General features: G+C 71.1%; 9 protein-coding genes. 6 read left to right on the top strand and 3 right to left on the bottom strand.

The genetic code is table 11. The annotated features are described in order from the left end of the window. Positions 1–63 precede the first annotated feature (63 nt). Complete coding sequence (locus CAP_RS06160) at positions 64–540, bottom strand: cupin domain-containing protein (protein ID WP_044237198.1); 477 nt, start codon at positions 538–540, stop codon at positions 64–66. 107 nt (positions 541–647) lie between these two features. Here CAP_RS06160 and CAP_RS06155 point away from each other — a divergent pair, with 107 nt between their 5' ends. Both CAP_RS06155 and ybaK read left to right on the top strand, forming a co-directional pair. Continuing rightward, positions 648–944, top strand: coding sequence for a tetratricopeptide repeat protein (locus CAP_RS06155; RefSeq protein ID WP_231511156.1), 297 nt, complete (start codon positions 648–650; stop codon positions 942–944). 35 nt (positions 945–979) lie between these two features. Next, positions 980–1,453 (top strand): Cys-tRNA(Pro) deacylase, encoded by a 474-nt coding sequence (gene ybaK, locus CAP_RS06150; protein WP_044237191.1) that lies wholly within the window; start codon positions 980–982, stop codon positions 1,451–1,453. Positions 1,454–1,460: 7 nt separating this feature from the next. Here the strand turns inward: ybaK and CAP_RS06145 are convergent, their stop codons facing one another. Then, positions 1,461–2,954 carry a DUF2330 domain-containing protein gene (locus tag CAP_RS06145; RefSeq protein ID WP_052374281.1) on the bottom strand — a complete coding sequence of 498 codons (1,494 nt, stop codon included), beginning with the start codon at positions 2,952–2,954 and terminating at the stop codon, positions 1,461–1,463. A 259-nt stretch (positions 2,955–3,213) separates the two neighbouring features. Here CAP_RS06145 and ileS point away from each other — a divergent pair, with 259 nt between their 5' ends. Both ileS and CAP_RS06135 read left to right on the top strand, forming a co-directional pair. Beyond that, positions 3,214–7,038: an isoleucine--tRNA ligase gene (ileS, locus tag CAP_RS06140; protein WP_044237188.1), complete on the top strand. Its 3,825-nt coding sequence runs from the start codon at positions 3,214–3,216 to the stop codon at positions 7,036–7,038. Between the two features lie 22 nt (positions 7,039–7,060). Further along, positions 7,061–8,245, top strand: a complete 1,185-nt coding sequence (locus CAP_RS06135; RefSeq protein ID WP_081864615.1) for a PDDEXK nuclease domain-containing protein — start codon at positions 7,061–7,063, stop codon at positions 8,243–8,245. Here CAP_RS06135 and CAP_RS06130 read toward each other — a convergent pair. Continuing rightward, on the bottom strand, positions 8,194–8,883 hold the full coding sequence (locus CAP_RS06130) for an HAD family hydrolase (RefSeq protein ID WP_044237185.1): 690 nt from the start codon (positions 8,881–8,883) through the stop codon (positions 8,194–8,196). The genes CAP_RS06135 and CAP_RS06130 overlap by 52 nt on opposite strands. Positions 8,884–8,990: 107 nt before the next feature. Between CAP_RS06130 and CAP_RS06125 the strand changes: the two genes are divergently transcribed. Next, on the top strand, positions 8,991–10,862 hold the full coding sequence (locus CAP_RS06125; RefSeq protein WP_044237183.1) for a hypothetical protein: 1,872 nt from the start codon (positions 8,991–8,993) through the stop codon (positions 10,860–10,862). Between the two features lie 85 nt (positions 10,863–10,947). Beyond that, positions 10,948–13,332, top strand: a complete 2,385-nt coding sequence (locus tag CAP_RS06120; RefSeq protein ID WP_052374278.1) for a spermidine synthase family protein — start codon at positions 10,948–10,950, stop codon at positions 13,330–13,332. Positions 13,333–13,456 lie beyond the last annotated feature (124 nt).

The raw sequence follows: 13,456 nt of genomic DNA, 5'->3' as shown, positions 1-13,456 counted from the left end.
CGCGCGGGATGTGAGCGGCGTCAGGGCAACGCTCCCGGAGCGCGCGTCGATTCCCGGCGATGCTCAGTAAGGCGTGCCGTCCCTGTGGACGTAGTGGTGACCGCCTTCCGGCAGGGGGCGCATCTCCATGTCGATGTCGCTGTAGACGGCCATGTCCTTGGGAGAATCGGTGCCGACCTCCAGGTAGAGGGCCTCGCGATTGGAGCGGTTGATGAGGTGGTGGCCGTCGGGCCGACCGGCCGGGAACCCGGCGGCCATGCCCGCGCGGAGCACCTGCTCGCCTGCGTCGGTGACGAGGACCAGCTCGCCCTCAAGAACGTAGATGAACTCGTCCTCGAGCGCGTGCCAGTGGCGCTGCGACGACCAGGCTCCAGGAGGGAGCCGGGCGAGGTTGACCCCGAACTGGGTAAGGCCGAGCGCGGGCCCGAGGAAGCGCTTCTCGCGGCCGGCGGCGGCGAGGTTGAAGGGGGCCGGGTAGCTGGAGCCGGAGTAGGGTTCGACGGTGGCAGGGTCGAGCACGGGCGAACGGGCGTCGGACATGCCGGCAACAAGCCCGATCTGCAGGTGGGGCGCAAGTCCGACGCCTGGCTCGCCCGGCCCGCGCCTCGGGGCTTGACAGGGCCGTCGAGGTGCCGACGAATCACCCCGTGATCCCCGGCCTCCGCGCAGCCTTCGCCGCCGTCGCCCTGGTGACGGCCGTCAGCAGCCACGCGCCCTTCCAGTGCAGCAGCGAGCCTGACCCACGAAGGCGGAGGGTCGAGGACGCGAGCGAGGTGCTCTTCGATCTGGCCGAGCGCTTCAAGGCGAGCGGGGATCGGGAGGGCCGCGTCGAAACGCTGCGCTTCCTGATCGAGCGCTACCCGTCGAGCCGCTTCGCGGGCATGGCGCGCCAGGACCTGGAGTCGCTCGGTGTGGCGCTTCCCGAGGGCACGCCCTCCGAGTGATGCGCGGCTTCCCGGGAGAAAGGGGCGAGAGACCGATGAAGACCAACGCGGCGCGCATCCTGGATGCGCTGGGGATCTCCTACGAGCTGCGCGAGTACGAGGTGGATCCCGAGGATCTGCGCGCCGAGACCGTGGCTGCGAAGATCGGCATGCCTGCCGAGCAGGTGTGGAAGACGCTGGTGGCCCGGGGCGACCGGAACGGCGTCTGCTTCGCGGTGGTGCCGGCGACGGCGGAGCTGGACCTGAAGGGCCTGGCCAAGCTCTCCGGTGACCGCAAGGTGGACACCGTGGCCCTCAAGGAGGTGCAGCCGCTGACGGGCTACATCCGCGGGGGCGTCACGGTGCTGGGGGCGAAGAAGGCGTACCCGGTGTACGTGGACGAGACCCTCGAGCTGTTCGACGTCGTGTCCATCTCGGCGGGCGTGCGCGGCACGCAGATCCTGATCGCGCCCACGGATTACCTGCGCGCGGTGAGGGCGCAGGTGGGCGCGATCGCCGCGGTTCGCTGACGGGGCTTCAGGCGCGGGCGGAGCGGCGGCGGCGGCGCAGGGTCACCCCGAGGAAGCCGAGCATCATCAAGGCGGGCGCGGTGGTCCGGGGGCGCATGTTGAGGGGCTCGGTGCCGTCGGGGTAGACCTCGTAGTCGGAGCAGGGGACGTTCTCCGCCTCGGCGGCTTTGAGGTCGCTGGAGACGGCGTCCTGGTCGTCGGCCGGCCCGAGCTGAAGCTCGTCGCTCAGCGCGCTCGGGGGCAGGTTGGCTTCGAGGCGCGCCAGCGTCAGATCGCGGGGGCGCATGCCGAGGAGCGCCGTGCTCACGTCCGTGAGCCCCCCGCACTCGAACGTGCTCGCCGTGACCGTCTCGCCGTCGTCACAGGGCCCCGGGCTGGTAGCGCCATCCGGGCAGGCTTCAACGACGGTGAGCGAGCGGTAGCTTTCGAGCATGGCGGAGAGGTCGCACGAGGTGCCTTCTCCGGTGGCGGTGGTCGTCCCCTGCAGGGCGTAGAGGTCGGCGATGGTGTCCGCCGTGTTCTCCGGCGCGGGCGCCAACCCTTCAGGCGTGAGCGCGCGCCGCTCGTTGCGGATGTGGAGCGCCTGCCTGGAGACGTGCGAGGTGAGGAACGTCCGGCCGTCCATCGTGGAGAGCGCCTCTGCGCGGCGCGCCTCGTAGTCCGAGCTCTCCGTGGCGAAGTCCCAGGTGAGATCCGACGTGTTGACCTCGATATTCGGGAAATTGCTGGGCGCGTAGCGCCCCTCGCCGAGCACGTACAGGGTGAGCGGCACGGAGGCCCCCGCGCCAGCGGCCATCATCCGCATGGGGACGATGGTCGAGCCGCCCGGCGCGCGCACCCGCACCGGCGTCATCTGCTTGATCGACGTGTCGGGCTTGAGGCGCATCGCGATGAAGTCGAGCCCCTGCGCGGCATAGGCCTCGAGCGCCGGCACCACCGTATCCGGCACGGCATAGCCGTTGTCGACGAGCCACTGCTGCACGGCCTCGCCGTTGCTGGAGCTGAGGGTCACGGTCTGGTAGTTCCCCACCGAGCCCTCGTGGACCACGGTCACCTCGCCCCCCTGGCCGAAATTGCCGCGGTCGGGAGCGCTGCCGGCCAGCCCGTCGCCCAGCGCCGAACCGCAACAGCCCCCGGAGGAGGAGCCGGAGCCAGAGCCAGAGCCGTCGTAGCAGGTGACCGACGGCGAGCTCACCCGGGTCGCGGTGAAGGCCTCGAGCGCCTCGAACCAGGCATCGCTCGACGCTTCGAGGACGGCCCCTGGGCCGACGGGAAGCACCCAGGCGAAGTCGCTGGGGTCGCCCTCGTAGGCGATCTGGCTCCAGAGCACGGTCTGTTCGGAGGAGATCGAGATCGCGATGCGCTGCGAGGTCACGGTGACGACCTCGGACTGGCCCGGCAGATCCGAGCTGAAGACGCCACCACAGGCGTCTGCGAGGCGGGGCGCAGCCAGGAGAGAAGTCGCGGCAGCGAGGGCGAAAGCTCGTCGGGTTCGTCGCATGGGTAAGTGCTCCTGCACGAGAGGTAGGGAGCGTACCTTTGCAAGTGGCGCTCCAGAACCCCCGTCTCGCCGTCCCTGTCGTGGCCCGGTCCGTCGGCGTGTCCGGGGTGTGCCAAGGGGCAGCGCGGCGCCCTCGAACGGTCCGGCACGGATCGCGACACCGCCGTCATGGGGGCGCGCAACCCCCGGCACCCGGGCATCCCCCCTTCGCCCTCGCTCGTTTCTCGACGTTCGCGGCCCACCTTGCTACTAGCCGCCCATGTCCGGCGATCCTTCGACCCCCTCTGCCCCGCGCGCCAACGCCCTCTTCGACAAGGTGGGCACCGAGATCAACTTCCCGGCCGAGGAGTCCAGGATCCTCGCGTTCTGGAGGCAGCAGGGCATCTTCGAGAAGACGCTGCGCGCCGAGACGCGCGCCACCGGCCCCTCCCGCGGGACGTTCGTGTTCTACGAGGGCCCCCCGACCGCGAACGGCATGCCCCACAACGGGCACGTGCTCACCCGGGCGGTGAAGGACGTCTTCCCCCGCTACAAGACCATGTGCGGCTACGACGTCCCCCGCAAGGCCGGCTGGGACACGCACGGCCTGCCGGTCGAGGTGGAGGTCGAGAAGGAGCTGCGCATCCACGGCAAGGCCGACATCGAGGCCTACGGCGTCAAGCCCTTCATCTCCCGCTGCATCGCCTCCGTCTTCCGCTACACGGAAGCCTGGGAGAACCTCACCAGCAAGATCGGCTTCTGGGTCGACCTCGACCAGGCCTACGTCACCTACCACAAGAGCTACGTCGAGAGCGTGTGGTGGGCCCTCGGCGAGCTGCACCGGAAGGGCCTGCTCTACCAGGGCGAGAAGGTGGTCTGGTGGTGGGCCCAGGGGGGCACGGCCCTCTCCAGCGCCGAGGTGGGCCAGGGCTACAAGACCGTCGACGACCCCAGCGTCTACGTGGCGTTCCCACTCGTCGATGTGCCCGAGACCGCGCTCGCCGTGTGGACCACGACGCCCTGGACCCTGTCGTCGAACATGTACGCAGCGGTGAGGCCCGAGTTCGCGTACGTGGAGGTCGACGCTGGTGACCTTCTGCCTGGCGTGCGCCGCCTCATCCTCGCGGCCGAACTCCGCGAACCGCTGGAGAAGAAGCTCGGTCGCCCCCTCCCCGTGGCGCGTGAGCTGAAGGGATTTGACCTCGTCGGCAAGAAGTACCGCCCTCCCTTCGACCTCTTCAGCGCGCGCGCCGAGGGCTTCGGCGTCATCCACAGCGTCATCGGCGCCGACTTCGTGACCCTCGACGCCGGCACCGGCATCGTCCACGTCGCGCCGGCCTTCGGCGAAGACGACCACGCGGCCCACCGCGCGCAGGCCAGGAGCAATCCATCGCTTCCCCTCTTCAACGCGGTCAAGCCCGACGGCACCTTCATCGACGCCATGGGCAAGTACGCTGGCCGGTGGGTGAAGGCGTGCGACAAGGAGCTCACCGCCGAGCTCAAGGAGCGCGGCCTGCTCGTCCACGCCGAGACCTACCGCCACGAGTATCCCTTCTGCTGGCGCGCCGACGAGGACCCGCTCATCCAGTATGCGCGCCCGGCCTGGTACATCCGCACCACGGCGCTCATCGACAGGGCCATCGAGAACAACCAGACCATCCAGTGGCTGCCGGAGCACATCAAGACCGGCCGCTTCGGCGACTTCCTCGCCAACAACGTGGACTGGGCTCTGAGCCGCGAGCGCTTCTGGGGCACCCCGCTCAACATCTGGATCTGCACGAAGGACCGCGAGCACCGCCACGCCCCCACCTCGGTCGCGGAGATCGAGAAGCTCAACCCCCAGGCCTTCGCCCACTTCCACGAAGCGAAGCGGGCCGACCCCTCGCTGAACGACAACCTCATCGTCCACAAGCCCTGGATCGACGAGGTGACCTTCCCGTGCCCCACCTGTAGCGCGGAGATGCGGCGCGTCCCCGAGGTCATCGACGCCTGGTTCGACAGCGGCGCCATGCCCTTCGCCCAGTGGGGGTTCCCGCACGCCCCCGGTTCGAAGGAGCTGTTCGACCGCGCCTTCCCCGCCGATTTCATCAGCGAGGCCATCGACCAGACCCGCGGCTGGTTCTACTCGCTGCTGATGATCTCCACCCTCGTCTTCGACGAGGAGACCCAGACGCGCCTCGGCCTCTCGCGCCTGCGCAGCTACCCGCACCCCTACCAGACCTGCGTCGTGCTCGGCCACGTGAGCGACCGCGAGGGCAAGAAGGAGAGCAAGTCCAAGGGCAACTACACGCCCCCGGAGGTCATCCTCGACCGCGTGCGCATGGAGTTCGCGGCGGCGCGCACGAGCGACGTGAAGGGCGCGCAGCCGAAGGACGGCGTGGCGCTTATCGCCCGCGAGGACTACGAGGGCCTCGACCTCACCGGCGAGGCCGCCAGGGTGCACCTCTACCGCGCGGACCGGGCGTCCGACGTCGGGGGAGCGCCGGTGGTGATGGAGATCCGGCCCCAGAAGGGCATGCCCCGGCGCATCGTCGCCCTCGCCGACGCGGACCTCGCGCGGCTCGGCCTCACCCCGAAGGACAACCCCCTCTCCGTGATGCCCAACGACGTCCCGCGCCTCGCCCCGGAGCAGCGCGTCTTCGTCGAGGACTCCTCCACCCCCGCCCCTGGCGCCGACGCCTTCCGCTGGTTCTTCTACGCGGCGTCGCCCCCCTGGACGAACACCCGCCACTCGCTCACCAACGTGCGCGGCTACCAGAAGGAGTTCGCGGTCAAGCTGCGGAACGTTTACTCCTTCTTCACCATCTACGCGAACATCGACGGCTTCTCGCCGGCCGAGGGCAACCCCGACGCGAAGGGCACGGCCCCCGCGGATCTCGCGAAGAGCGCCGGCTACCGGCTGGCCCGGGAGCGCTCCCTGCTCGACCGCTGGATGCTCAGCGAGCTGTCGCTCGCCACGCGCGAGGTGCGGGCGCACCTCGACGCCTACCACCTCTACGAGGCGGCGACGTGCCTCGTCGACCTCGTCGACGCCCTCTCCAACTGGTACGTCCGCCGGAGCCGCTCGCGCTTCTGGGCCGCCGAAGGCGTGGAGAGCGCCGCGGGTGCTGCCTCCGCTGCGGGCGGCGTCTCCAGAGCGAGCGCGGAGCAGGACAAGCGCGACGCGTACTTCACCCTCTACGAAGTGCTCGTCGCCATCGCCAAGCTCTCGGCTCCCTTCACCCCCTTCCAGGCCGAGGCGCTCTACCAGAACCTGGTCCGCCGCCCCTGGCCCACCTCGCAGCCCGAGAGCGTGCACCTCTGCGCCTATCCCGAGGCCGACGAAGCCGCCATCGACGAGGGCCTCGCCCGCGAGATGCGCGCGGTCCGCGACCTCGTCTCCCTCGGCCTGCAGGTGCGCACGGCCCACAAACTCAAGGTGCGCCAGCCCCTCGCCCGGGCGGACATCGTCCTCGGCGATCAAGCCCTCACCGGCGCGCTCCAGCGCGAGGAGAACGCCTGGCTCATCCGCGACGAGCTGAACGTCAAGGAACTCCGCTTCCTCGCGCCTGGCGAGGAGGGCGCCGAGGTCCGCTACGTCCTCAAGCCCAACTTCCGCGCCCTCGGCCCCAAGCTCGGCAAGAAGGTCCAGCTCGCCAAGCAGGCCCTCGCCAGGGCCGACGCCGCCGCGCTGCGCACGAAGCTCGCCGTCGAAGGCAAGGTCTCCCTCGACCTCGACGGCGAGGCCTTCGACCTCGGCCCCGAGGAGATCGAGGTCGCCGTCGAGGCCTCCGAGGGCTTCGCGGCCGCGGGCAGCCGCGTGGGCGTCGTCGTCCTCCACACAGCCCTCACCGACGCCTTGCGCGACGAGGGCCTCGGCCGCGAACTCCTCTCCCGCGTCCAGGGCCTCCGCAAGGAGCTCGATCTCGGCTTCACCGAGCGCGTCCGCCTCACCATCGACGGAAGCGACCGCGTGAAGCGCGTCACCGAGGCCTTCCGCGACACCCTCATGCAAGAGGCCCTCGCCACCTCGGTCGAGGTGGGCCCCGGCGCCAGCGACGGCGAGCGCCGCGAGCTGAACGTCGACGGCGAAGCGCTGGTCATCGTCCTCGCCCGCGGCGCCTGAGGCTCGCGCTCCCCTCAGGGGCATCCGGGCGATCTCCTCGACCAGGACCAAAGCCAGGCGCCCCCTGGCCCTCCCCGCCAGCTACGCGAAGCTCCTTCGCGAGCTCAAGGGCGAGATCTGCTCCACCCAGGCGCGAGCTGCGCTCACCGTCAACCGCGCTCTCCTCAGGATCTACCTCTACATCGGCCAGCGGCTCTCGGAGCACGAAGGAAAGCGCGGCTGGGGCGAGAAGGTCGTCGAGCGCCTCGCCCTCGACCTGCGCACCGCCTTCCCGTCCATGAGAGTCTTCTCCCGGACCAATCTCTTCTACATGCGTCAGGTCTACGGGGCCTGGTCAGGCATGGGAGACACGGTCCAACAGCTTGTTGGACAATTGCCCTGGGGCCACCACCTGATCCTCCTGGCGCGCGTATCGGAGCCCTCCGCACGCCTCTGGTATCTGGAGCAAGCAGTTCTTCAAGGTTGGAGCCGCTCCATTCTCAGCATCCATGTCGCATCGGGTCTCCACAAGCGGCAGGGGAAAGCCCTCTCCAACTTCTCCACCACCCTCGCCTCACCTCAGGCTGCTCTCGCCCAGCAAGCCCTCAGAGATCCCTACGTCTTCGACTTTCTCTCCCTCGGTCCCAACGTCCAGGAGCGCGAGCTGGAGCTGGCGCTCGTGGCGCATGTACAGCGCTTCCTCCTGGAGCTGGGCGTCGGGTTCGCCTTCGTGGGCCGCCAGGTGCACCTCGAGGTGGGGCAGGAAGACTTCTTCCTCGACCTGCTCTTCTACAACCTCAAGCTTCGCTGCTTCGTCGTCATCGAGCTGAAGGCTGTCCCCTTCAAGCCGGAATTTGCCGGCAAGATGAACTTCTATCTCTCCGCGGTGGACGCGCAGCTCCGGCACCCCGAAGACCGCCCCAGCATCGGCCTGCTGCTCTGCCACTCCAAGGACCGGCTCGTGGTCGAGTATGCCCTCCGTGGCCTGGGCACGCCCATCGTCGTCGCTGGCGCCCACCGACCCCTCACCGGGCAACGCGGCGGTCAAGAAGCGGAAGGCGCTCCGCCCCCAGGGTGCTTCTGGCGAGAAGACCGGGAAACGTGCAGAGCTTCGCCCGGAAGGCCCTCCTGCGAGGAAGAGGTCACCCGCAACGCGTTCTCCTGCACGCCGCTCCCTCAAGTCGGCTGGCTGATCCGCTCCTCCACCGAGAGCGTCCACGCCTCGTAGTTCGCCAGCAGGTCCTCCGGGCCGTCGTAGATCACCGCGCACCCCGCCTCGAGCAGCCGCTCGTCCGACCAGCCGCCGGTGCGCACCCCGATCGTCCTCAGCCCCAGCTTCCCCGCGGCCTCTGCATCGTGCGCCGTGTCGCCGATGACCACCACCTCCCGCAGGTCCACGCCGCCCAGCTTGTCGAGCGCCGCCTCGAAGATGTCCGGGTGCGGCTTGCTCTTCTCGGCGTCGTCGCTCGACGTCGTCCCCTCCACGAACTCCTTCACGCCCGTCAGATCGAGCAGCGCCTTCAGCTCTTTCTCGTTGGCCGACGAGGCCAGCACGATCCGCTTCCCGTCCGCCTTGAGCCGCGCGAACAGCGCCTTCACCGCCGGGAAAGGGCGCACCTGCGGGAAGTACTTCTCCATGTACAGATCCGAGCGCTGCCTGGTCAGCTCCTCCTCGATCCGGGACAGCTCCTCCTCGCTGAAGTAGCTGGGAAGGAGCTGGTCGGCGCCCTTGCCGATGTCCCAGCGCAGCTTCTCCGCCGGCACATCCTTTCCGTAGCGCAGCATCGCCTCGCGCCACGCCTCGGCGTGCAGATCCACCGAGTCCACCAGGGTTCCATCGATGTCGAACAGGACAGCGCTCACCATGGATGCCCAGTGCCCCGGCTTCACGCTCCCCGCCAGCGGGTAAATTCCTGATACGGCCCTCGCATCGAGCCCTGAGACGCTACACTCCGAGGCGAGCCCTCCGCACCATGTCCCTCCGCGCCCGCGCCGCAGCCGCCCTGCTCCTCCTCGCGCCAGCCCTCGCGCCCCTGCCCACGACCTCCGTCGCGCTGGCCGCGCGCGCCACACCCGGCGAGCCCCCCCTCCTCGTCGTGGACCGCGACGATGACGACGGCGATCGCATCCCGGATGGAGAGCAGCAACTCGTCCCCAGCGCCCCCGAGCTTCTCTCCCTGCCCGTGCCTCCTCGGGCCGGCGCCGGCACCGCCTCGTTCGAGCTGCCCTCCGGCCTGCGCCTCCTCGCCCAGGGCAAGCCCCTCGCCCAGGGCGCCGCCATCCCCCCGGCGACCCGCCGCCTCGAACTGCAGGCCCTGCGCCCTGGCCGGCACGAGCTCCGCCTCTCCGGCGAGCCCCTCCGCGTGAGCGCCGTGGAGGTCCGCGCCCTCGACGGAGCCGGCCGGACCATCGACCTCGCGCGCTCCCACGCCTCCTTCCAGCGCACCCCTCCCGATCGCCTCGCGGACGACCCCCTCGCCGATCTCGCCGATCCGGATGCCCTGCGTTTCCTCCTCATCGGCGTGGCCGACGACCTCCCCACCACCGTCCATCTCCTCTCCCTCGCCCCCTCCGGCGAGGTCCTCGACCGCCTGCCCGACATCCCGCTCGGCCACGTCTCCTGCCCCGCCGACGCCCCGCCCCCCCTCGTGTGCGGCTCCACCCGGCCCATCCGCGTCGTCGCCGACGACATCGACCGCAACCACCCCGTGGTGGCGGACCGCTCCATCAAGGCCCGCCTCGGCGGCGCCCTCGTCGTCGCCACCTCCTCCGGCCTCAAGCTCCAGATGATCCGCATCGCCGGCCCGCGCATCTCTGCCCTCGGCCCCCTGGAGCGCTACCGCGCCCGCCTGCGCATGCTCCTCGTCCGCGGCCGCCCTGGCGGACCTCCCCCCATCGGCGGCACCGACCCCGAAGCCATCGCCCTCGTGCGCGGCGAGGTCGAGCGCGCCAACGCCCTCTGGGGGGCCTGCGGCATCAGCTTCGGCCCCCCCGAGACCCTCGACGCCCGCGTCGTCGACCCGCCGCGCCCTCACCTGCTCGCCCTCGGCTGCGATCACGGCCTGCCCGCGAGCGGCGGCGAGATCCGCTTCCGCGTCGACGGCCGCGAGATCACCGCCCGCACCACCCCGGGCATGCTCCCCCTCGCGGCGGCGCGCGTCGTCGCCTCCGCGGTCACCGCCGCCGGTTACGTGGTGCGCGTCTCCGACAACGCCGCCACCGCCGCCTCGGCCCACGGCGCGACCGACCTCCTCATCCGCCGCCAGGGTGGCGCCCTGGTGAACATCGAGCCCCCTGTGAGCGGCCGCCTCTCCACCGACCGCACCCTCACCGCTTGCGTCGGCGCCGTCGACCTCGAAGACGGGCTGCAGCACTTCGGCGACATCGACGCCATCGCCGGCACCGTGGAGGAGCGCGCCCTCATCAAGGCCTACGACGACGGCGACCCCTCCACCATCGACGTGTTCATGGTCCCGAGCTTCGCCGAGGGAGGCCGCATCGGCGAGTCCTTCATCTACGCCGACGGCGGCGCCATCCGGAACACCATCATCGAGGACCGCGCCGGCCTGCGCGTCGACCGCGCCGCCTTCGCCCTCGCCCACGAGCTGGGCCACGTCCTCCTCGACGATCCAGCGCACCCCGACTTCTACGGCATCGACACCCCGACCCGCCTCATGGACGCCGACGCCGCCAACCCCTCCGCCTACGGCCCCCGGCGCCTCCTCGTCGACGAGTGCGTGCGCGCCCTCCGCCAGAGCGGCCCCGCCGCCCCTGTCCCCCTCCTCACGGCCTGGCCCCTCGCGCCCCTCGCGCCCCTCGCGCCTTCCACCGCCCGCGGCCTCTGACTCTCGCCGCATCTCGCCGCATCTCGCCGCATCCCGGCGCTTCCCCGGCCAGCGCCGGCGCGCCCTGTGGTAGAGGGAGCCCCCCATGCAGCTCTCCCAGCGGAGCGGCCTCCTCGGCGGAGTGGCCCTGACAGCGGGCGCCACCGTGCTGCTCGAGATCGTGCTGACGCGGCTCTTCTCGGCGATCTACGGCAACCACCTCGCCTTCCTCGCCATCTCCCTCTCGCTCTTCGGCGTCGGCCTCGGCGGCGTCCTGCTCTACGTCGCCCCCTCCCTCGCGCGGCCGCCGCACCTCTTCGCGCGCCTCGCGGCGCTCGCGGCGCTCGCCTCGGCCGGCACCCTCGCCGCCGTCATCGTGCTCCTCTACCTCAAGCCCATCCAGGACCTCGCGCCCCGCGCGCTCCTCCAGATCGCGGCCGTCTACCTCGTCTCCTCCATCCCCTTCGTGCTCGGCGGCATCATCCTCGCCGCCGCCATCCGCCACGCCGCGCGCGACATGGCGCGCCTCTACCTCGTCAACCTCTTCGCCGCGGCTGTCGGCGGCGTCGCGGCCCTCGCGGCCCTCAAGGTGGGCGCTCCCCGCGCCGGCCTCCTCATCGCCATCCTCTTCGCCCTCGGCGGCGTCTTCTTCTGGCTCGGCGCCCGCGCCTCCGGCGGCCTGATCTCCCCGCGCGAGCGGCGCGGCTCGGGCGCCCTCGTCGCCACCTTCGTCCTCGGCAGCCTCGTCCTCTTGCTCGGCGACCTCGGCGCCCCCTGGCTCAAGCTCCCCAACCTCCGCTTCCAGGCCCTGAGCCGCGTCGAGTACCAGGCCTGGAACGAGCAGGCCCTGATCACCGTCGAGCGCCTCCGCAGCGGCGCCGCCTGGATGCGCTTCGACGGCACCGACTCCACCCCCATCTTCGACGCCAAGACCAACCCTCCGGCCCACACCGACGAGCTGGGATACGTCCTGCACAAGGCCGCGGGCCCGGTGCTCCTCATCGGCGCCCTCGGCGGCAGCCCCATCCGCGACGCCCTCAAGGCAGGCCAGACCGACATCCACGTCTCCGAGATCAACGGCGACGTCGTCACCCGCGTCCTCCGCGACCGCTACGCCGGGCTCACCGACCACCTCCTCGACAGGCCCGAGGTCCACGTCGCCGTCGCCGATGGCCGGAACTACGCCCGCCGCGCCACGTTCCTCTTCAAGAGCATCGTCCTCTCCCACGCCGAGAGCCGCGCCGCCACCGCCGTCGGCGCCCTCTCCCTCCGGGAGACCCCGCTCTACACCGTCGAGGCCTTCCGCGACTTCCTCGGCCGCCTCACCCCCGACGGCACCCTCGTCGTCACCCGCTCGGAGACCGAGCTGGATCGCCTCCTCGCCCTCTCTGGCGCGGCCCTCCACCAGAGCGGCGCCGCCGACCCCAAGGCCCATCTCTTCGCCTGCAACCACGAGCAGGCGACCACCGTGCTCCTCAAGCGCTCCCCCCTCGATCGCCAGGAGATCCAGGCCCTCCGCACCTACTGCCGCAAGAACCGCTTCACCGAGAGCTTCTCCCCCGACCAGGCCCGCACCGATCTGCGCCACCGCCTGGTCACCCCGACCGAGGCCCGCGCCGCCGCCGAGAGCGCCCCCACCGATCTCACCCCGCCCAGCGACGACCGCCCCTTCTTCTTCTACGACGTCCCGCCCCGCCGCCTCTTCCAGGTGCTGCGCGACGTGAAGCTCCTCAAGACCGAGCAGAACGGCCTGCTCACCCTCGCCACCCTCTTCGTGGTGAGCGCCGTCCTCGCGCTCCTCTTCCTCGTCCTCCCCGTTTTTCTACGTCGCCCCGCGCGTCCCCTCCCGCCCGATCGCGGCCCGCGCGTGCGCGCCCTCCTCTTCTTCCCCTGCCTCGGCGCTGGCTTCGTCCTCGTCGAGATCGCCCTCGTCCAGCACTTCGTGCTCCTCCTCGGGCACCCCGTCTACGCCCTCACCGCCGTCCTGGTGATCCTCCTCTTCTCCGCGGGCATCGGCAGCCTCCTCACCGCGGGCATCCCGGCCCACCTCGCCGCGCGCGCGGCCTCGTGGCGTGCCCAGCTCCTCGTCCTCCTCCTCGCCGCCGCCGCCCTCGGCCTCGGGCGCCTCCTCGGCTGGGGCTTGCACCTCCCCTTCAACGCCCGCCTCGCCCTCGCCGCCGGCATCCTCGTCCCCCTCGGCCTCCTCATGGGCGCCCAGGCCCCCCTCGGCGTGAAGCTCGTCGCCACCCGCGCCCCCACCCTCCTGCCCTGGTGCTGGGGCCTGAACGGCGTCGCCAGCGTGGTGGCCATCGCCGCCGGCACCTTCCTCGCCCTGCACTTCGGCTACAGCGCCGTGCTCCTCCTCGCCGCCCTGATCTACCTCGCCGCCTCCGCCCTGGTGCCGCCCCCCGCCGAGCAGGTGGAAGCGCCCCCGGTCCGGTCCACGGACGACGGCGAGATCGTCGAGGACCGACTCGAGCTGCTGACCTGACGTCGACCTGAGCCGAGGCGCGCCGCTCGGCGAGGGAGAATGCTCCGCGACCGCCTCGAACCGCGGGCCTGAAGCAAGGCGGTCCACGCCGTCCGACGAGGGAAAAGGCGCCGCGCCGCGCGCC

The sequence above is a fragment of the Chondromyces apiculatus DSM 436 genome (assembly GCF_000601485.1).
GTDB lineage: Bacteria > Myxococcota_A > Polyangia > Polyangiales > Polyangiaceae > Chondromyces > Chondromyces apiculatus.
This window is presented reverse-complemented; position numbering and strand designations above follow the sequence as displayed.